The following is an 18,630-nucleotide window of genomic DNA, read 5'->3' as shown; positions in this document are numbered from 1 at the left end:
CACGGGGCCTTGATGTTCAGGCTACTGGCCCTTTCCCTGGCTGGATACGGCGGATATCCCTATGCAGCGCCGCAATGCAGCCGATTCTATGCAGCCAGATTGCGGAAGCGAGTGAACTGCGGTTCGAACAGCAGTTTCACGGTGCCGACAGGGCCGTTTCGGTGCTTGGTGACGATGACTTCGGTGATGCCGCGGTCGGCGGTTTCTGGGTTGTAGTACTCGTCGCGGTAGATCATCAGCACCAGATCGGCGTCCTGCTCGATCGAGCCCGATTCCCGCAGGTCGCTGAGCATGGGGCGTTTGTTGGTGCGGGATTCGACGCCGCGGCTGAGCTGGGAAAGGGCGATGACGGGCACGTGCAGTTCGCGGGCCATGCCCTTGAGGCCCCGGGTGATGCGGGAGAGTTCCTGGACACGGTTGTCGGGGGTGCTGCCCTCCATCAGCTGCAGGTAATCGATCACGATCAGGCCGAGTTCCTTGCCGGTTTCGGCCATCAGGCGCCGGCAGAGGGAGCGCATCTCGAGCACGCCGGAATTGGGCTTGTCGTCGATGAACAGGGGCAGCTGGCCGAGGCTGTTGATGCCCTGGCCGAGCAGGGGCCACTCCTCCTGCTGCAGGCGGCCGGTGCGCAGGCGGCCGCTCTCGATGCCCACCTCCATCGACAGCAGGCGGTAGGTGAGCTGCTCCTTGCTCATCTCCAGGCTGAACACGCACACCGGCAGCTGGTGCAGCTGGGCGACGTTCTTGGCGATGTTGAGCACGATCGAGGTCTTGCCCATGGCGGGCCGTCCGGCGACGATGATCAGGTCGCTGCGCTGCAGGCCCTGGGTGATGGCATCCAGGTCGTAGAAGTTGACCGGGATGCCGGCGACGGCGGTGCCGAGGGAACGGCTCTCGATCTCGTTGAAGGTGCTGGTGAGGATCTCCGCGGTGGGGGTGAGGCCGGCGGTGGGCTTCTCCTGGCTGATGGCGAAGATCTTCTGCTCGGCCTCATCGAGCACCTGCTCCATTGGCAGGCTCTGGTCGAAGCCGAGGCGGATCACCTCGTTGGCGGAGCGGATCAGCTGGCGCCGCAGGTGCTTGTCCATCACCAGTCGTGCCACCTGGTCGATGGAGGCGGTGGAGAGGGTGCGCTCCACCAGCTCGACCAGCCGGGCGCTGCCGCCCACCTTCTCCAGCTGGCCGGTGTCGGCGAGCCAGGCGGCCATGGCCGTGAGGTCGGTGGGCTTGCCCTGGCTGTGCAGCATCAGGGCGGTGCGGTAGATCTCGCGGTGGGCGCCGAGATAGAAGGCTTCGGGCCGCAGCACGTCGGCGACGCGGCCGATGGCGTCGGGATCGAGAAGGATGCCGCCGAGCACCGACTCTTCAGCCTCCAGGTTCTGGGGCGGGACGGAATCGGGCAGGGCCTCGAAGCCGGCCTGCTCGTCGCGCCGGGACGTGGGCCTCGGACCATCGGGCCGGGGTGGCTCGGAACCAGCCAGGGGCACGCTCACCATGGACGGGACTCCAGAACGCGGCTCACGGAACGCAAAGCCGGATCGGTCAGGATCGGGCGCCGGTGAGGAGGATCACTCTGGCGCCCGGAGCGGAAAGAATCGGTTCGCTGCTGGCCGATCAGTAGCTGACCACTTCCAGGTTGACGTCAGCGACGACCTCGGGGTGCAGCTTGACCTGCACCTTGTAGGAGCCGGTGCGGTGGATCTCGGGAACGGTGATGGCGCGGCGGTCGACCTCTTTCTTTGTGGCCGCCTCGATGGCCTCGGCCACGTCACCGTTGGTGACGGTGCCGAAGAGGACGTCGTCGCCGCCGGTCTGCTTCTTGACGGTGAAGCGGCCGATGGTGTCGAGGGCGGTGCGGAAGGCGACAGCCTCGGCCTTCAGGGCCGCCTGGCGCTCCGCCTCCTTGGCCCGGCGGTGCTCCACCTGGCGCAGCACAGCGGCGGTGACGGCCAGGGCCTTGCCGGTGGGCAGGAGGTAGTTACGGGCGTAGCCGGGAGCGACATCCACCAGATCCCCGTCTTTGCCCAGGGAAAGGATGTCCTCGCTCAGGACCACCTGCACACGCTTCTTGACCATGACAACGCCCCGGCTGAGCCATCTGAAATCCGATCGGCAAGCCTACGACATGGAGCTGGTGGGGGCCGCGGCGCGGGGCAGGCGGACCCGGGTGGCCAGGCCCAGGGCGCGCATCAGGCGGATGTGCTGCCAGGTGAGGTCGAACTGGCGGGGGCCGAAGCCGTGGCGGGCCGAATGGGGGTAGGCGTGGTGGTTGTTGTGCCAGCCCTCACCGAAGGTCAGCGCCGCCACCCAGGGGTTGTTCTTCGACTTGTCGCCGCTGTCGTGGACGGACTCGCCCCACATGTGGGTGGCCGAGTTCACCAGCCAGGTGCACTGGTAGACGATCACCAGGCGCAGGGGGATGCCCCACAGCACCAGGGCCCAGCCGCCGGCACCGGTGACGCTGCCGATCCAGAAGAGCAGCAGGCCCAGGGGCACCTGGAGCAGCAGGAAGCTGTGGTTCAGCCAGCGGTAGTAGGGATCGGTGGCCAGGTCGCCCGTGAGCCGGGGCACGGCGGCCATGGCGGGAATCTCCTCGAACATCCAGGCCATGTGGGACCACCAGAAGCCCTTGTTGCTGTCGTGGTGATCCGCTTCCGTATCGGAAAACTTGTGGTGGTGGCGGTGCAGGCCGACCCAGTCGATGGGGCCGTGCTGGCAGCTGAGGGCGCCGCAGGTGGCGAAGAAGCGCTCCAGCCACTGGGGAACGCGGAAGGAGCGGTGGCTGAGCAGGCGGTGGTAGCCGATCGTGACGCCTAGGCAGGCGGTGACCCAGTACATCACCAGCAGGGCACCGACGGCCTCCAGGCTCCAGAAGCGGGGCAGCAGGGCCACCACCGCCAGGATGTGGATCAGGACCATGAAGCCGATCGTGCCCCAGCGGGTGCCCTTGGGCGAGACGCCCCGGGGTTCGCCGCGGCGCGGTTCGTGCAGGGCCCGGGCCCGGACCAGGGAATCGCTTCCCTGGTTGATGGTGGCGGGGCGGCGGGTGTGGCGGGCTTTGGTGCCGACATCGCGGCGGTCGCCGGATGGGGCGCCTGGCTGGATGCCGGGGCGGGAGAGGGGGGTGACGGCCATGAAGGACCGGGCTCCTGATGAGTGATTAAGATGGTAGCAATACGAATCCTGATCGAGTGGGGTATCGAGACGAACTCGTATCTGGCCGCGTCGCCTTCGCCCACCTGATCCGTGTCTGGCACGAGCGCAACGGCTGGTCCCACCGGGTTCTGCCGATGCTGGCCGAGGCCCTCGATCTGGGTCGGGTGCACAACTCCCAGCTCTCGATGCTGCGCAACGGCAAGCTGGCCTCCCCCGGTCCGGAGGTGTTCCTGGCCCTGGGGGGCGTCAACCTGTGGCTCGATGCCCAGGCCCCCGGGGGCCGGTTGGAGCCGCTGGCGGCGCGCACCCTGCTGGCGGCCCACCCCGAACTCATGGAGGCCCTCTGCAGCTCGGCCCTGCCGGTGCGCGACGAGCAGCAGCGGGTGCTGGGGCCCGGGGCCCTGCTCGAGGTGTTCGTGGGCTTCCGCCAGCCGCCGGCCAGCTTCGATCTGCGTATCAGTGAGGCGGAGGCCGCCGGGCTCAGCGGGGCCCTGGCCCAGCTGCTCACTGCCGGGCGGCCCTGGCGGGACTGTCGCGACCGGCTGATGGCGGCCTATCCGGTGGCCAAGCGCCAGCGGCGGGAACGCTTCGCCGAGGTGATCGCCGGCCAGCGCGACTACACGGCGGTGGAACTGGATGCCGAGTTGCCCGAGCTGCGCCGCACCCTGGCGGCCCTGGGGGCGGCGGGGGAGGAGGAGCTGGGCCCGGACCGCTTCCTGGACCTGCTGCGCCAGCGGGCCCGCCGGCTCCAGGGGGAGGGCGCCGCCCAGGCCCCGGACGACCTGGCGGCCGCCATCCGCCGCGAGATCGGCGCGGCGATTCCGGCCACGGCGGACCCGGCCGAGCTCTGACTCAGGGATTCAGGCGGCCGCGTCGGCGCGCCGGCCGAAGACCGGGGCGATGCGCACCTTCCTGGCCAGGCCGAGGGCCCGCAGGGCGCGGATGTGCTGCCAGGTGATGTCGAACTCGAACCAGCGCAGCCCGTGGCGGGCCGAGTGGGGGTAGGCGTGGTGGTTGTTGTGCCAGCCCTCGCCGAAGGTGAGGATCGCCACCCACCAGCAGTTGCGGGAGCGGTCGGGGCAGTCGAAGTTGCGGTAGCCGAAGGCGTGGGTGGCGGAGTTCACCAGCCAGGTGACGTGATACACGAGCACCAGGCGCAGCGGGATGCCCCAGAGCACCAGCCCCAGGCCGCCGCCATGGACGCCCGCCCAGTTGCCGTACCAGTAGAGGGCGGCCCCCAGGGGCAGCTGCAGCAGCAGGAACCAGCGGTCCAGCCAGCGGTAGAAGGGATCCTTCTCCATGTCGCCGGTGAAGCGGTGGATCTCGGTGAGGGCCGGGATCTTGTGCAGCATCCACTCGCTGTGGGCCCACCAGAGGCCGCGGGCGGCGTCGTGGTGATCATTGGGCTGGTCAGAGAAGAGGTGGTGGTGCCGGTGCAGACCCACCCACTCGATCGGTCCGCTCTGGCAGGCCAGGGTGCCCATCAGCACCAGCAGCCGTTCCACCCAGCGGGGCGCCTCGAAGCCCCGGTGCGCCACCAGCCGGTGCAGCCCGAGGGTCACCCCCAGCACCGTGGCCCAGTAGAGGACCGCCAGCACGACCACCCCTTGCAGACTCCAGAAACGTGGCAGCAGGGCGAAGACCGCCCCCACATGAATGGCCAGCATGAAGCCGGTGGTGCCGGTCTTGAACTTGCGCTGGTTCGCCGGCAGGGGCGGCCGGGGCAATTCCATCGCCGCCAGCAGCTGGGCCTTCTTGCGGGAATGGCTGGCGTCCTGCAAGGGCACGCGCACGGTCCGGGCGCTCTGGCCTGATCGGGAGGCTTCGGATCGTGCGACCAAGCGGTTCTCCGGGGAAAGGGCGGGTGTGGTCTGGGGCTCGGCCTCCCATCCTGACCCACGGCAGCGATGGCAGAGTGACCCCTGCTGGCCCCAGGGATTTGGAGCAGGTCTGTCCCGGCCCCGCTGATTCGGCTGCCGCTGACACCGTCGCCGCCGCCCTCGAGCGGCTGGCCCCGGTGGCCGCCGCCCGCACCGCCGCGGTGCGGCCCCGCCTGGCGCGGGTGCTGGAGGCCTTTGCCGCCGAACGCCTCGGGGTGCATCACTTCGCCTCGGTGAGCGGCTACGGCCACGGCGACCTGGGTCGGGAGGTGCTGGATCGGGTCTTCGCCCGGGTGCTGCAGGCCGAAGCCGCCGCCGTGCGGCTCCAGTTCGTCAGCGGCACCCACGCCATCACCGCCGCCCTGTTCGGGGTGCTGCGCCCGGGCGACCGGCTGCTGGCACTCACCGGCCGCCCCTACGACACCCTCGAGGAGGTGATCGGGCTGCGGGGCTCGGGCCAGGGGTCCCTCGCCGAGTTCGGCATCACCTACGACGAACTGCCCCTCACCGCCGACGGCGGAGTGGATGAGGCGGGCCTGGAGGACGCCCTGGCCCCGGAGACGCGGATGGTGCTGATCCAGCGCAGCTGCGGCTACAGCTGGCGCCCCTCGCTGCCTGTGGCCACGATCGGGCGCCTCTGTGAGCGGGTCAAGGCGCTGCGGCCGGACTGCGTCTGCTTCGTCGACAACTGCTACGGGGAGCTGGTGCAGGACCTGGAACCCACCGCGGTGGGCGCCGACCTGATCGCCGGCTCCCTGATCAAGAACCTCGGCGGCACCATCGCGCCGACGGGGGGCTACGTGGCCGGTCGTCGCGACCTGGTGGAGATGGCCTGCTGCCGGCTCACCGCCCCGGGCATCGGCAGCGAGGGGGGCACCGGCTTCGACCAGTACCGCCTGCTGTTCCAGGGGCTGTTCCTGGCCCCCCAGATGGTGGCCGAAGCCCTGATCGGCGCCGATCTGGTGGCCGAGGTGTTCGCCGGCCTGGGCTATGCGGTGAACCCCGCCGCCGGTGCCGAGCGCAGCGACGTGATCCAGGCGGTGCGGCTCGGCCACCCCGACCGGCTGATCGCCGTCTGCCGGGCGTTCCAGGGGTGCTCCCCGGTGGGGGCCTACCTGGATCCGGTGCCGGCCCCCATGCCCGGCTACGCCAGCGATCTGGTGATGGCGGGCGGCACGTTCATCGACGGCAGCACCAGCGAGTTCTCCGCCGACGCCCCCCTGCGGGAGCCCTGGGTGCTCTATGCCCAGGGCGGCACCCACCACGGCCATGTGGCCCTGGCCCTCGAGCGGGCCCTGGCGGCCCTGGCCCAGGCAGACTGAGGCCTGCTCCTCCGCATCGCACCGGCCTTGGCGCACACCTTCCCCGACGACTGCCGCTACTCCGAGAGCCACGAATACGTGCGCCCCGAGGGTGACCTGGTGCGGCTCGGGATCAGTTCCTTCGCCGTCGATCAGCTGGGGGACATCGTCTTCGTCGAGCTGCCGGCCGTGGGGGCCGCCCTCGCGAAGGGGACCAGTTTCGGCAGCGTCGAATCGGTCAAGGCGGTGGAGGACCTGATGGCCCCCGTGAGCGGCACGGTGGAGGCCCGCAACGAGGCGGTGCTGGCCAGCCCCGAGGAGCTTCAGAACGATCCCTACGGGGAGGGCTGGCTGCTGCTGGTGCGGCTGGGGGCCCCCGGCGAGCTCGACGACCTGATGGATGCCGCCACCTACGGGGCCAAGGTGCAGGCGGGCTGATTGTCCTTAGGATCCCGCCACCTCCAGCCCGAACGCCCGTGTCCGCCTCCTTCCTGGTCCGGCATCTGGGTCCGGATTCCGAGGATCAGCTACGGATGCTGGCGGAGCTCGGCCTCGGTTCCCTCGATCAGCTGGCGGCCGAGGTCGTTCCCGCCGACATCCTGCTGACGGCGGAGGAGGCCGCGGTCGGCCTGCCGCTCCCCTGCCCGGAGGCCCAGGCCTTGAAGGAGCTGGGGGTGCTCGCCTCCCGCAACCAGGTGCTGCGCAGCCTCATCGGCCTCGGCTACCACGGCACGGCGACGCCGGCCCTGATCCAGCGCCATGTGCTGGAAAACCCCTGCTGGTACACCGCCTACACCCCTTACCAGGCGGAGATCGCCCAGGGGCGCCTGGAGGCCCTGCTCAACTTCCAGACCCTGGTCAGCGAGCTGACGGGTCTGCCGATCGCCAACGCCTCCCTGCTGGATGAGGCCACCGCCGCCGCCGAGGCGATGGCGATGGCGGCGGCGGTCACGACGCGCCGCGGCGCCCGCCGCTTCCTGGTCGACCGGGCCGTCCTGCCCCAGACCCTCGCCGTGCTCCACACCCGGGCCGAGCCCCTGGGGATCGTCATCGAGACGTTCGACGCCGAAGCCGCCGCCACCGGCCCCGAGGCGGTGCTGGATGAGGACGTCTTCGGCCTGCTGCTGCAGCTGCCCGGCGTCGAGGGCCGGCTCTGGGATCCCGCGCCGCTGCTGGCGGCGGCCCGCTCCGGCGCCGTGATCAGCACGGTGGCCGTGGATCCCCTGGCCCAGGCGCTGCTGGCCCCGGTGGGTGAGCTGGGTGCCGACATCGCCGTCGGCAGCCTGCAGCGCTACGGGGTGCCGATGGGGTTCGGGGGGCCCCACGCCGCCTTCTTCGCCACCCGGGAGGACTTCAAGCGCCAGATCCCCGGCCGCCTGGTGGGCCAGTCGAAGGATGCGGAGGGGAACCCGGCCCTGCGCCTGGCCCTCCAGACCCGGGAGCAGCACATCCGGCGCGACAAGGCCACCAGCAACATCTGCACCGCCCAGGTTCTGCTCGCCGTGATGGCGAGCTTCTATGCGGTCCACCACGGCCCCGATGGCCTCGAGGCCATCGCCCGTCGGCTTCTGGTGCTGCGCCAGGGCCTGGTGCTGGCCCTGGACGCCCTGGGCCTGCCGGCCGATCCGGGCGCCGGCTTCGACACCGTCGTGGTGCGCACCAGCGCGGCCCCCGCCCTGCGCCAGCGGGCCGTGGCCGCCGGCTTCAACCTGCGCTGCGGCGTCCGCGGCGACGACGGCCAGGATGCCCTGGCCATCAGCCTCGATGAACTCTCCACGGCCGAGGAGCTGGCCGCCCTGGTGGGCGCCCTGGCGCCGGATGCCGCCGCGGCGGCGGCGGCCCAGGCGGCCCTGCGGGCCGGCCTGTCCACCCTGGAGGCCCGGCCCCTGGCGGAGCTGCTCGACGGCGTGCCCCTGCGGCAGCGCCCCTGGCTGCGTCAGGAGGTGTTCCACCGCTATCGCAGCGAGACCGAACTGCTGCGCTACATCCAGCGCCTGGTGAGCAAGGACCTGTCGCTCGTCCACGGGATGATCCCCCTGGGCAGCTGCACCATGAAGCTGAATGCCGCCGCCGAGCTGGCGCCGGTGAGCTGGCCGGCCTTCGGCCAGATCCACCCCTTCGCCCCCGCCGACCAGACCGCCGGCTACGCCGCCCTGGTGGCCGATCTGGAGGCCTGGCTGGGGGCGATCACCGGTTTCGCCGGGGTGTCCCTGCAGCCGAACGCCGGCTCCCAGGGCGAGTACGCCGGCCTGATGGTGATCCGGGCCTGGCACCGCAGCCGGGGCGAGGGCCACCGGCAGGTGTGCCTGATCCCCACCAGCGCCCACGGCACCAATCCGGCCAGTGCCGTGATGGCGGGGATGCGGGTGGTGGCGGTGGCCTGCGACGCCCAGGGCAACATCGACATCGCCGACCTGGAGGCCAAGGCCGCCGCCCACGCCGCCGACCTGGCGGCCCTGATGGTCACCTACCCCTCCACCCACGGAGTCTTCGAGACCGGCATCCGCCGCATCTGCCAGGTGGTCCATGACCACGGCGGCCAGGTGTACCTGGACGGCGCCAACCTCAATGCCCAGGTGGGCCTCTGCAAGCCCGGCCTCTACGGCGCCGACGTCTGCCACCTCAACCTCCACAAGACCTTCTGCATCCCCCACGGCGGCGGTGGCCCCGGGGTGGGTCCGATCGGCGTGGCGGCCCACCTGGTGCCGTTCCTGCCCTCCCACCCCCTGGCTGCAGGGGCGGCGGATGAGGCCATCGGGCCAGTGTCGGCGGCACCCCTGGGCAGTGCCGGCATCCTGCCGATCAGCTGGATGTACATCCGCATGATGGGCGGCGCGGGTCTGCGCACCGCCAGCCAGGTGGCCCTGCTGGCGGCCAACCTGATCGCCGAGCGTCTCGAGCCCCACTTCCCGGTGCTCTACCGGGGCCGGGGCGGCCGCGTGGCCCACGAATGCATCCTCGACCTGCGGCCCCTCAAGCGCAGCTGCGGCCTGGAGGTGGACGATCTGGCCAAGCGGCTGATGGACTACGGCTTCCATGCCCCCACCGTCAGCTGGCCCGTGGCCGGTACGGTGATGGTGGAGCCCACCGAGAGCGAGTCGCTGGCGGAGATCGACCGCTTCTGCGCGGCCATGGAGGGGATCCGCCGCGAGGCCTGGGCGATCGAGACCGGCGCCTCCGACCCCCTGGACAACCCGCTCAAAATGGCGCCCCACACCCTGGCGGCAGTGACCGCCGATGACTGGGATCGGGCCTACAGCCGCAGCGAGGCGGCCTTCCCGGCCGGGGAGAGCCAGCGGCAGGCCAAGTTCTGGCCGGCCGTCGCCCGCATCGACAACGCCTTCGGTGATCGGAACCTCGTCTGCACCTGCCCGAGCGTCGAGGAAGTGGCAATTGCCGAACTGGCCGCCTGAGTGTTCCGGCGGTACCTTTCCGGCCCGGGATGGCGCATCATTGCTGTGCCATCCCCCTGCGGCGATGGCAACCGCCTTTCATTGTCATGGGGTTCATGAACGGCAACGACAGTTCAGGCGGTGAGCCGGGCACGGGGATCCTTTCCCCGGATCTGCCGGAAGCCAGCCAGCGGGTGGACGGCACCAACGTGGTGCGGGTGCCCTTCGGGGTGCGCCGGGCCCGGCGCAGCCGGCCCGAGCGGCCCGACCACTGGGCCACCCTTGTGCTGCCCTTCCAGGCGGGCGGCGGCGGCTCGCCCACGCCGCCTCACGCGGCCTAGACCTCCCTGTGCGGTCCACCCTGCTGCGACGATCGGTCTCCGACGGGCTCGGGGTGCTGATGGCTGGGTTGAGGAGGTGTCCCCAGCCGACGCCTTCATTCGCCGACGCCGTCGATCACGGAACAACCGCCAGCGCCCGGCAGTGAGCCCCTGCAGGAGGAGAGGCGGCATGCTTTCGCTTCCTCCGCGCCATTGCTGCGCCGTGCCTAGGCCGCCGGCCTGATGTCTCTCTTCCTCTGCCAGCAGGGGAGAAGGGCGAAGGGACCCCCGTGGGCCCATGAAGATGGTGATGCATATGCGCAGCAGTCTTGGCGCATGCAGAGAACATGAGGGCTTGGTGAAGGTAAAAGTGAACGGGTCCAAATAATTACCTATCTCGTCATGAGCGTCGCCTCTCGCCCACTCTGGCTGCAAGCCGTCGGGGCCTCGGCAGCCGTTGCCGTCACCACATTGCTGTCCGCCTCGATGGCGTCGGCAGCGACACCCGTCGATCTCGAGCTGTTCCTCTCCGTGGATGTGTCCGGGAGCGTGAACGCGACTGAGTTTGATCTCCAGAAATCCGGCTATGTCCAGGCCTTCCAGGATGCAGCCGTTCATGCGGCCATCGCCAGCAAGCCGAATGGAGTGGCAGTGGCTCTGGGCCAGTGGAGCTCAACGGCGAACTCCCCCCTTGCCGTCGGCTGGACCCTGCTGACCGATGCGGCCAGTTCCAATGCCTTCGCCGCTGCCATCAACACCATGGCCAGGCAGTCGTTTGGAAACACCTGTGTGGCTTGTGGGATCAATGCGGCGGTGGCGGAACTGCAAACCAACGCCTATTCCGGCCCCGGCATCATCGATGTCTCCGGGGATGGCCGGGATAACGTCCTCGGCACGGCAGCTACCGCTGCCGCTCGCGATGCCGCCGCTGCGCTGAGCATCAAGATCAATGGCCTGCCGATCCTCACCGATGACCCGGGCCTTGGCCTCTGGTACCAAACCAATGTCCAGACGGCGAATGGCTTCACGCTGCCGGCCGCCGACTTCGATGATTTCGATCAGGCCGTTCAGCAGAAGATCGTGAGGGAAATCAATGGCGGGGATACCGTCCCCGGCCCCCTGCCCATCCTGGGTGCCGGCGTTGCGTTCGGCTTCAGCCGTCGTCTTCGCAAACGCATCACTACCGCCACCCTGGTGTGAGAGGGGCAGCCTCAGCGGATCCCGCGGGCTGATGCCATCGGACCCCTCTTCTGCTGAGGGGTCCTGTTCTTCGCAACATCGTCTGCTGGCGATGATGATCTTCCCTGTGGATGAGCCTGTGGAAAAGGATTCGAACGCATGGGACCCTTCTCGCCTGTCTTCGTGATCGAGAGGATCTTTCTTGTGCTGTCCCGTTGTGTGCGAATCAGCTTCTTTCAGGGAAGCCACTTGAAGCTTTCTGCTGCATTTAGGGCGTAGAGGATCCATTCACTGATCGATCTCCAGATTCTTTCCTGATCTCTTCATCCCGGGCTATCCGCGTGTCCAACACTGCCGACCACTCCAGGGCTCAACAGCGCGTTCTCGCTAGGCGGCTCGGTGCCATCGCTCTCGCGCTCTTCGTTGTCTTCGCCGCCAGCGTGCTGGCGAGGATCATCCCTTTTCGCGTCTTGCTCGCAAGCTGGCAGCTGGAGTTCGCGGCCAGCCTGATCGATGCGGCACCGATCGCCCTGCTTGGCCTGATCCTCGTCCATCTGGCTGCCTACCTCGACCCCAACAGCCCGATCCTCAAGGAGCGGAAGCAAAGGTTTTCCCGCTTCGCCCTGGCCGCTGTGCTCGGTTTCCTGCTCCTGATTCCGCTGAATGTCTATGCGGTCTGGACTGGCCTCGGCAATCTTGAGGCGACCCGGACCAGGGTTGAAGTCGATGCTGTGCGCAGGATTGATCGGTTCCGGCAGGTCGTCCGTTCCGCCACCACGCCAGAGGATCTGCAGCAACGCCTTGAATCCATCGGTGTCCCGGGCCTGAGGCCCTCTGACCTCCGTCAGCCTCTGCCTCGACTGAAGCAGCAGCTGCTGGCCAATCTGGATAAGGCACAGGGAAATCTGGAAGCCAGGAAGGAGGGAGCTGGAGCGGTCCTCCGTGAGGGTCTCTGGTCACTGATCCAGAGTGTCCTGAAGCTGGTCGTTGCCGCACTGGCCCTGGCCTTCGCCTTTGCGGCCGGAGCCCAGGCCCGCAACAGCGACATCTCTCTGTTGGAGTCCTGGCAACGTAGCTGGGACAAGCGAACCCAGAGAGGGGGGCGTCGACGCCCCCATGCCCCTGCTGCCGATGAGGACTATCTCCGACAACTCAGTGGTGTCGACGACGTTTCCTGACGGCCCTCCCCTCACTCAACACGGCCTAGACCCTCCGCTCAGTAGCTGGCGCCGCTGCGGCGCTGGTGCACGGCCGTCGTGGCGGCCGGATCCAGCAGGTCGCCGCTGAGGGCCTCGGCGTACAGCAGCCAGTGGTCGCCGCATTCCATCCGCTGGCTCACCCGGGCCTCCAGCCAGGCCAGGGCCTCCGGCAGCAGGGGCTGGCCGCCGGGGCTGGTCTCTAGCTCCAGTCCCGCCAGCCGGTCGGCTCCGGGGGGGAAGGGCTGCAGGAACCGCTTCATCGGGCCGCTTTCGCGCCCGGAGGCCAGCACGTTGAGGGAGAAGGCGTCCCCCACGTGCAGCAGGCTCTCGATCGCCCGGTCCTTGGCCACGGCCACGGTGAAGCCGGGGGGGCTGAAGCTGGCCTGGCTCACCCAGCTGGCCACCATCGCCCCACCGATGGCGTCGGCGCCGTCCCCCTTGCGGGTCAGCACCACGCACAGGGACCCCACCACCCGGCCAAGGGCCTGGATCGCCGGGTTGGTGCGGCTCTCGCTGAGACCGCCGCCGGTGCTGCGCCGCTGGGCCTGGCGATGCTGCTGGCGCAGGCGTCGGCCCAGGGCGGTGCCCGTTTCCTCCAGGGTCCGCAGGGTGGCCAGATCGGGGCTGAACTTCACCCGGATCGGATCGAAGGCGAACTGGAAGCCGCCGTCGCGGAGCTTGGCTTCGAGCAGGTCGATGGCTTCGCCGCTCCAGCCGAAGCTGCCGAACACCCCCACCGGCTTGGCCCGGTCGCCTTCGGCGAGCACGGTGCCGAGGGCTGAGACGATCGGCGTCGGCGCATGACCCCCGAGGGTGGGGGAGCCGATCAGCAGGGCGTCGCAGGAGTGGATCGCCTCCAGCAGCAGCTCGGCGGGCGCGAATTCGCAGTTGATGCTCTCGACACGCACGCCGCTGCGCGCCACCCCCTGGGAGAGGGCGTCGGCGATGGCGGCGGTGTTGCCGTAGGCGCTCGCGTACAGCAGGGCCACCGACAGGCTGGCCTTCTCCTGGCTCTCCCCCCAGCGCCGGTAGTCGGCCAGCAGGCTGCGCCAGCTCTGGGCGATGGCCGGGCCGTGTCCCGGCGCGATCGTGCGGATCGGCAGTTCGTCGAGCCGGTCGACCACCGTCTCCACCTGGCGGGCCATCGGCGCCATCAGGCAGTCGAAGTAATAGCGGCGGTCCTCTTCGGTGCTGGTGCGGTTCGCCTCGGCGAAGTCCTCGGTGCAGAGGTGGGCGGCGAAGAACTTGCCGCTCATCAGCAGCCCGGTGGTGGCCTCGAAGGCGATCAGGCCGCCGGGCCAGCGGGGGGTGGGGGTGGGAAGCAGGGTGAGGACGTGGCCGTCGGCGAGGGTGCGGCTGGTCTCCTGCTTGACCACCTCGATCGTCGGCAGGGGCACCGGGTCGGCTGGGGGGGCTTCACCGGCCGGGCCGGGCCGCTGCTGTTCCCAGAGTTCGGTGAGGACCTGGGCACCCGGATTGGAGGCCACCAGCACCATGGCCGGCCAGCCCGTCGCCAGCTGTTTCAGCAGGGCGACCCGGTTGGGGTTGACGTGGCCCACCACCACCTTGAGGGGCGCGCCGGCCGGCACCAGCAGGGCCAGCTGCTCCAGAAATGGGGCGGCGAAGGACGCCCCCGGTGGGTGCACCAGCACCGGGGCGCCGCCGGAGGCGCCCTGCTGGAACAGGAAGCTGTTGGCGGTGGTGCCCCGCTCGAGGCCGTATTCGACTTCGAAACGGAGGCGGCGCGGGCTGAGGCCGCGCAGGCAGAGCAGGCCGGGTTCGACCGGCAGGGTGATGACGCGCCGATCGGACGCGGATGGGGAGGTGGTCATCAGTAGTGGTTGCCCACCTTGCGGTGATGCACGGCCGTGGCGGCGGTGGTGTCAGCCACATTGCCCTCTTCCACCACCGCGTAGATGATCCAGTGGTCAGGGCCTTCCATGCGCTGGGTCACCCGGCAGCCCAGGTAGGCCAGGGCATCCCCGAGGACGGGACCGCCGGCGGCCACGCCTTCGAGCACGTTGACGCCGGCGAAGCGGTCGGCCCCCGGCGGGAAGCGGCGCAGGAAGTGGCGCAGCAGGGGCTGGTGGTTGTCGTCGCGCAGGATGTTGAGCACGAAGCGGTCATCCACCTGCATCAGGGCCTCGATGGCCCGGTCCTTGGCCACCGCCACCGTGAGCCCCGGCGGATCGAAGCTCGCCTGGCTCACCCAGCTGGCCACCATGGCGCCACTGCGGCTGCCGGCCTCGTCGTCCTGGCGGGCCGTGACGATGTACAGGCCGCCGCTGAGGCGGCCGAGGGCCTTGTCCAGGTCGCCGTCGATGGCCTTCATGGCGGCGATGGTCTTCTCCTTGGTGAGCAGCTGGCCCAGGTCGGTGCCGGCCTCCTCGCAGCGCTGGTAGTCGGCGCCACCGGGCACCTGGCGGATGCGCAGGGGCTCGAACGCCCATTTCTGGCCCAGGTTGCGCAGCTGGCCGGCCAGGGTGTCGATCGGTTCGTCGTTGCCGCCGAAGGCGTCGTAGCAGCCCACCCACTGCTTGGGATGGAGGGCCGCCAGCAGGGTGCCGATGGCCGTCTGCAGGTCGGGATCGGGGGTGGCGGGCCAGGTGGGAACCACCACGGCGCTGGCCTCACCGATCAGGGCGGCGAGCTCCTGGGGATCGGTGCCGCGCAGGTCGACCAGCTGCACCTGGCCGGAGGCCTTGCCCACGCCACGGGCGATGGCCTGGCTGAGCCGGTCGCAGAAGCCGTACTGGCTGAGATAGCAGACGGCCGCGTAGGCCTCGCCGGCGCTGCGCTGGCCGCTCCAGTCGCGGTAGTCGCCCACCCAGAGGGGCAGGTGCTCCCGCAGCAGGGGCCCGTGGCCCACGGCGATCGTGTTGATCTCCGGCAGCCCGTCCATGCGCTTGAGCGCCTGCAGCACACTGCGGGCGTTGGGCGCCATCAGGCAGTCGTAGTAGAAGCGGAAGTCCGGGGCGATGGCGCCGGGGTCGACATCGAAGAGGTCGTCGGAGCAGTAGTGGAGGCCGAAGGCATCACAGGTGTAGAGGATGCCGGTGCCGTGGTCGAAGGAGAAGATCGTGTCGGGCCAGTGCAGGTTGGGGGCACTGAGGAAGCTGAAGCGATGGGCCACACCGCTGTCGGGATCGACGCCCAGGTCGAGCTCGTCGCCGCTCTTGACCGCCCGGCTGCGGAAGGGCCGGTGCACCTGGTCCTGGAGGAACTGGATCGCCACCTTGGAGCCGACGATCTCGATGTCCGGGTGGCGGTCGATCAGATCGCCGATCAGGCCGGAATGGTCAGGCTCGGTGTGGGAGACGATCAGGTGATCGATCGCCGTGGGGTCGATCAGACCCTCGAGCAGGGGGATCCAGGTGTCGCGGAACTTGGCGTGGCTGGTGTCGACCAGGGCGGTGCGCTCGCCCCGCACCAGAAAGGCGTTGTAGGTGGTGCCGTTGCGCAGGCCGAACTCAATGTCGAAGCGGCTGCGGTCCCAGTCGAGGGAGCGGATCGCCGTGGTGTCGGTGGCGATCGGCGCGCACTGCAGGCTGAGCCGGGAGGCGGCGGCCCCCGCCGGGGACGGCAGGGTGGCCGGGGCGTCGGCGGTGCTGCTGCTCATGGGGTCAGACTCCTTCCGCAGACACAAGACTTTAGGCAGGCAGGTTGGTTTTGGGTCTGTTAGACAAAGCGAGGGTATCCCGAAGAACCCTGGTATCCCGAGGAACCCTGGAGAATGATCAGAACCCTTCCGAGGTCGAGTCGATAGGTGGCCACCGGAGACCTGGAACGGTTTCAGGAGTCCTTCAGGCGCCTCGAGAAGCGCCTGGAGGAGGCCTCGCGCGCCGACCGGTACAAGCCTCCGACGGGCCTGGCCACGGCCCGCCTCCATCTCGCATCGATGCAACCCGCCCAAGGTGTGTTCGCCGAGGTGCTTGACCTGAGTGCCGATGGTCTGAGGATCGCCATCGAGGCTGGTCACCATCCCGCCGTCGGCCAGCCCTGCAGCGTGGTGGTGGGGGATGGGGAGGGAGAGACCTACGACCTTCAGGGCACGATCCGGTGGATCGAAGCCACCAGCTACATCTCGGTCATCGGTCTCTCCCTCGATTCCGCCCAGCGCCTCGAGGCCTGAGGGCCTCAGTCAGCCACCTTCACGTTGACGCTGGTCAGGGACTGGGCCTTGGGCGCCGTCACCGTCAGCAGGCCATCGCGGTAATGGGCCCCGAGGGCGTCGCGCTGGATGCCGCCGGGGAAGCGGAAGCTGCGGCTCCAGGTGCCGTAGCGGAACTCGCTCAGCAGCGGGGCGCGGCGGCGGCCTTCCGCGGCCGGGGCCTCGCCGTTGCCGGCCTCAGGGGTGGCGGCGGTGGGGGCGGCCGACGGCTGGCAGCGGCGCTCGGCACTGATGATCAGGGACCGGTCCGTAGCCTTGACGTCGATGGAGCCGCGGTCGACGCCGGGGAGCTCGAGGGCAATGGTGTAGGTGTCTTCGGTTTCGTGGATCTCGGCGGCGGGAACACGCTCGGCCGTCTGCAGCTGTTGCTCCAGCCGGTCGAACAGATCGAAGGGGGAGGGGTGAAGCGTGCGCATGGTTGGTGCTTCCGAAGGGAGCGTCGTGGATGGCCGGGTGAGGAACCACCCGTCCGATCAATGTGCCCGCCTTGCCTGTGGACTTGGAGGGGGAGAACCGACGCGGCAGGTTCGGTCCCCCGGACCGGGTTCGGCCCCTACGCCAGAGGGGGCGGAGAACCGGAACGGGGCGGCTCCAGCCACCACCAGCGGCCGAAGGCGGCCGCCTGGCCGCAGGGCTGGCCGCCCCGGTCCCGCAGGGTCCACAGCCGGGCGTTTTCGATCCGGAAGCGGCGCCCGCCGCTGTCGATACGGATGCCGCCGTAGCCCTCGAGGGCTTCGACCCTGCGGGCCCGCTCAAGGGCGAGGGCGCGGCTCTGCCGTTCGGCCGGCTCCGCCGTGAGCCGCGAGGGCAGGCCCACCATGGCGCCCCAGGGGCGGCGCCACAGCACCAGGGCGGCCCGGTTGGCGTAGATCAGCCGGGGATCGGCGCCGCCGTCATGGGCCAGCACGACGGTGGCGGCCACGAACAGTTCCTGCGCCGCCTGCAGGGGCGAGAGGCCGGCCGAAACGCCGGCGAGCAGCGGGCGGCCGAAGGCCAGCCGGTGGCCCTCGATCAGGCGCCCGGCGGTGGCGATGGCGTCCTGGCTCAGCCAGGGGGGTGGTTCCGGCGGTGGGATGGCTCGGGCCTCAGCGGCGGGACTCGTCCTCGTCGGGCATCATCATCCGCATGGCCGCGTCCAGCTCCGGCGGGGCCTGATGCCGCCTGCTTGCAAAGGAGGAGAGCAGCCGACCGGAGAGCACGTTCTGGAGCAGGGTGGGCTGGGCGGCGAAGCGCTTGCCGATCGCGGCGAAGCAGCAGAAGAGCAGCACGGCGGCGAGGACATTCCTGGCCAGCTGCACGAACCAGTCGTTGAGCCGCCTCATCCCCAGGGCATCGGCGCTGTTCTGGTAGCGCTTGATGAAGGGATTGAGGTCGTTGCTGAGCCTGGTTTTGACGGCGTCCAGGGGCAGGTCGATGGAGGGGGGAAGGTTCGGGGCCTGGCCCGGCAGCAGCCGCATGGCCCGGAGGATGTCGTCGTAGGAGCGGGCGCTTTCGATGGCCCGGGTGGTGGCGATGTAGGCGTTCAGCTCCCGGGTGTCGTTGGCCCTGAACTGGCGCAGCAGGCTGATGCCGCTGTAGACCTGCACAGGGATCAGCAGCAGGAAGCCGAAGGCGATCCAGAAGCTCAGGCGCCGCATCAGCACCACCCGGCCCTGGATCGTCGTCGAGGCGGGATCGATGAGCCTGGCGAGCAGCAGCAGGATCGCGCCGACCATGGCGATCGGGCCCGAGGCGAGCAGCTTGTCGCCCACCGCCTGGAGCCAGAGGGGATCGATCAGGCGCACCGGCCAGGCGGAGGCGGCCAGGCCCACCAGGAACAGGACGAACAGCAGGATCGCCCCCCAGTGGAGGGCCATGGCGACCTCCTCGCCATAGTTCTCGCTGAAGGTCCGCTCGGTGCCCGCGCGGGGGTGGGGCTCGGGATGGCGATCGGCCGTGGGGTGGGGGTCGGCGTGGGGGCTCATGGGAAGGGTCGGGCACAGGTTGATCGACGGGGGTGCCATGGCCAGTGTCCACCAAAAAAAAGCCCGGC

At 69.7% G+C, this 18,630-nt stretch carries 17 protein-coding genes; 8 read left to right on the top strand and 9 right to left on the bottom strand.

Features of this window, described 5'->3' with window-relative positions; genetic code table 11:
- Window positions 1–86: 86 nt before the first annotated feature.
- From dnaB to KUG39_RS02130, 3 genes are all read right to left on the bottom strand, one after another.
- Entirely contained in the window at window positions 87–1,496 is a 1,410-nt protein-coding gene (gene dnaB / locus KUG39_RS02140) for a replicative DNA helicase (protein ID WP_216912417.1), read from the bottom strand.
- Between the two features lie 118 nt (window positions 1,497–1,614).
- Window positions 1,615–2,076 (bottom strand): 50S ribosomal protein L9, encoded by a 462-nt coding sequence (rplI, locus tag KUG39_RS02135; RefSeq protein WP_015110235.1) that lies wholly within the window; start codon window positions 2,074–2,076, stop codon window positions 1,615–1,617.
- A 42-nt stretch (window positions 2,077–2,118) separates the two neighbouring features.
- The gene (locus tag KUG39_RS02130) at window positions 2,119–3,135 is read right to left on the bottom strand and encodes an acyl-CoA desaturase (RefSeq protein WP_216912415.1); all 1,017 of its coding nucleotides are present in this window, start codon (window positions 3,133–3,135) and stop codon (window positions 2,119–2,121) included.
- Between the two features lie 56 nt (window positions 3,136–3,191).
- On the opposite strand from KUG39_RS02130, the gene KUG39_RS02125 reads away from it, so the two are divergent.
- Complete coding sequence (locus KUG39_RS02125; RefSeq protein WP_190610276.1) at window positions 3,192–4,007, top strand: DUF8644 domain-containing protein; 816 nt, start codon at window positions 3,192–3,194, stop codon at window positions 4,005–4,007.
- Window positions 4,008–4,016: 9 nt separating this feature from the next.
- Here the strand turns inward: KUG39_RS02125 and KUG39_RS02120 are convergent, their stop codons facing one another.
- Complete coding sequence (locus KUG39_RS02120) at window positions 4,017–4,889, bottom strand: fatty acid desaturase (RefSeq protein ID WP_286192865.1); 873 nt, start codon at window positions 4,887–4,889, stop codon at window positions 4,017–4,019.
- A gap of 206 nt (window positions 4,890–5,095) precedes the next feature.
- Between KUG39_RS02120 and KUG39_RS02115 the strand changes: the two genes are divergently transcribed.
- From KUG39_RS02115 to KUG39_RS02090, 6 genes are all read left to right on the top strand, one after another.
- Window positions 5,096–6,358: a methionine gamma-lyase family protein gene (locus tag KUG39_RS02115; protein WP_216912411.1), complete on the top strand. Its 1,263-nt coding sequence runs from the start codon at window positions 5,096–5,098 to the stop codon at window positions 6,356–6,358.
- Between the two features lie 27 nt (window positions 6,359–6,385).
- Window positions 6,386–6,775 carry a glycine cleavage system protein GcvH gene (gene gcvH, locus KUG39_RS02110; protein WP_216912409.1) on the top strand — a complete coding sequence of 130 codons (390 nt, stop codon included), beginning with the start codon at window positions 6,386–6,388 and terminating at the stop codon, window positions 6,773–6,775.
- A 38-nt stretch (window positions 6,776–6,813) separates the two neighbouring features.
- Window positions 6,814–9,750 carry an aminomethyl-transferring glycine dehydrogenase gene (gene gcvP, locus KUG39_RS02105; protein ID WP_216912407.1) on the top strand — a complete coding sequence of 979 codons (2,937 nt, stop codon included), beginning with the start codon at window positions 6,814–6,816 and terminating at the stop codon, window positions 9,748–9,750.
- Between the two features lie 86 nt (window positions 9,751–9,836).
- On the top strand, window positions 9,837–10,070 hold the full coding sequence (locus KUG39_RS02100; protein ID WP_353617310.1) for a hypothetical protein: 234 nt from the start codon (window positions 9,837–9,839) through the stop codon (window positions 10,068–10,070).
- 381 nt (window positions 10,071–10,451) lie between these two features.
- Window positions 10,452–11,249, top strand: a complete 798-nt coding sequence (locus KUG39_RS02095) for a DUF1194 domain-containing protein (RefSeq protein WP_190610284.1) — start codon at window positions 10,452–10,454, stop codon at window positions 11,247–11,249.
- Between the two features lie 320 nt (window positions 11,250–11,569).
- Window positions 11,570–12,406, top strand: coding sequence for a hypothetical protein (locus KUG39_RS02090; RefSeq protein WP_190610285.1), 837 nt, complete (start codon window positions 11,570–11,572; stop codon window positions 12,404–12,406).
- Window positions 12,407–12,444: 38 nt separating this feature from the next.
- Here KUG39_RS02090 and KUG39_RS02085 read toward each other — a convergent pair whose 3' ends face one another.
- Together KUG39_RS02085 and KUG39_RS02080 are read right to left on the bottom strand one after the other, a co-directional pair.
- Window positions 12,445–14,259, bottom strand: coding sequence for a diflavin flavoprotein (locus KUG39_RS02085; RefSeq protein ID WP_216912405.1), 1,815 nt, complete (start codon window positions 14,257–14,259; stop codon window positions 12,445–12,447).
- Window positions 14,259–16,046: a diflavin flavoprotein gene (locus KUG39_RS02080; RefSeq protein WP_286192854.1), complete on the bottom strand. Its 1,788-nt coding sequence runs from the start codon at window positions 16,044–16,046 to the stop codon at window positions 14,259–14,261. The genes KUG39_RS02085 and KUG39_RS02080 overlap by 1 nt, the downstream gene beginning before the upstream one ends.
- Window positions 16,047–16,193: 147 nt before the next feature.
- Here KUG39_RS02080 and KUG39_RS17515 point away from each other — a divergent pair, with 147 nt between their 5' ends.
- Window positions 16,194–16,559, top strand: a complete 366-nt coding sequence (locus KUG39_RS17515) for a PilZ domain-containing protein (protein WP_216912403.1) — start codon at window positions 16,194–16,196, stop codon at window positions 16,557–16,559.
- Window positions 16,560–16,564: 5 nt separating this feature from the next.
- On the opposite strand, the gene KUG39_RS02070 is transcribed toward KUG39_RS17515, so the two are convergent.
- The 3 genes from KUG39_RS02070 to KUG39_RS02060 all read right to left on the bottom strand — a co-directional run bounded on the left by KUG39_RS02070 (window position 16,565) and on the right by KUG39_RS02060 (window position 18,562).
- Window positions 16,565–17,014 (bottom strand): Hsp20/alpha crystallin family protein, encoded by a 450-nt coding sequence (locus KUG39_RS02070; protein WP_216912401.1) that lies wholly within the window; start codon window positions 17,012–17,014, stop codon window positions 16,565–16,567.
- A gap of 137 nt (window positions 17,015–17,151) precedes the next feature.
- The gene (locus KUG39_RS02065) at window positions 17,152–17,610 is read right to left on the bottom strand and encodes an MEKHLA domain-containing protein (protein ID WP_353617315.1); all 459 of its coding nucleotides are present in this window, start codon (window positions 17,608–17,610) and stop codon (window positions 17,152–17,154) included.
- Between the two features lie 73 nt (window positions 17,611–17,683).
- Window positions 17,684–18,562 (bottom strand): hypothetical protein, encoded by an 879-nt coding sequence (locus KUG39_RS02060; RefSeq protein ID WP_216912399.1) that lies wholly within the window; start codon window positions 18,560–18,562, stop codon window positions 17,684–17,686.
- Window positions 18,563–18,630: the final 68 nt, after the last annotated feature.

This window comes from Synechococcus sp. CCAP 1479/10 (genome assembly GCF_019038515.1).
Taxonomy (GTDB): domain Bacteria; phylum Cyanobacteriota; class Cyanobacteriia; order PCC-6307; family Cyanobiaceae; genus Cyanobium.
This window is presented reverse-complemented; position numbering and strand designations above follow the sequence as displayed.

Coding starts and splice junctions, on each gene's coding strand:
- dnaB (WP_216912417.1), bottom strand. CDS start 1,496: ATGGTGAGCGTGCCCCTGGCTGGTTCCGAGCCACCCCGGCCCGATGGT.
- rplI (WP_015110235.1), bottom strand. CDS start 2,076: ATGGTCAAGAAGCGTGTGCAGGTGGTCCTGAGCGAGGACATCCTTTCC.
- KUG39_RS02130 (WP_216912415.1), bottom strand. CDS start 3,135: ATGGCCGTCACCCCCCTCTCCCGCCCCGGCATCCAGCCAGGCGCCCCA.
- KUG39_RS02120 (WP_286192865.1), bottom strand. CDS start 4,889: ATGGAATTGCCCCGGCCGCCCCTGCCGGCGAACCAGCGCAAGTTCAAG.
- KUG39_RS02100 (WP_353617310.1), top strand. CDS start 9,837: ATGGGGTTCATGAACGGCAACGACAGTTCAGGCGGTGAGCCGGGCACG.
- KUG39_RS02095 (WP_190610284.1), top strand. CDS start 10,452: ATGAGCGTCGCCTCTCGCCCACTCTGGCTGCAAGCCGTCGGGGCCTCG.
- KUG39_RS02085 (WP_216912405.1), bottom strand. CDS start 14,259: ATGACCACCTCCCCATCCGCGTCCGATCGGCGCGTCATCACCCTGCCG.
- KUG39_RS02080 (WP_286192854.1), bottom strand. CDS start 16,046: ATGAGCAGCAGCACCGCCGACGCCCCGGCCACCCTGCCGTCCCCGGCG.
- KUG39_RS02070 (WP_216912401.1), bottom strand. CDS start 17,014: ATGCGCACGCTTCACCCCTCCCCCTTCGATCTGTTCGACCGGCTGGAG.
- KUG39_RS02060 (WP_216912399.1), bottom strand. CDS start 18,562: ATGAGCCCCCACGCCGACCCCCACCCCACGGCCGATCGCCATCCCGAG.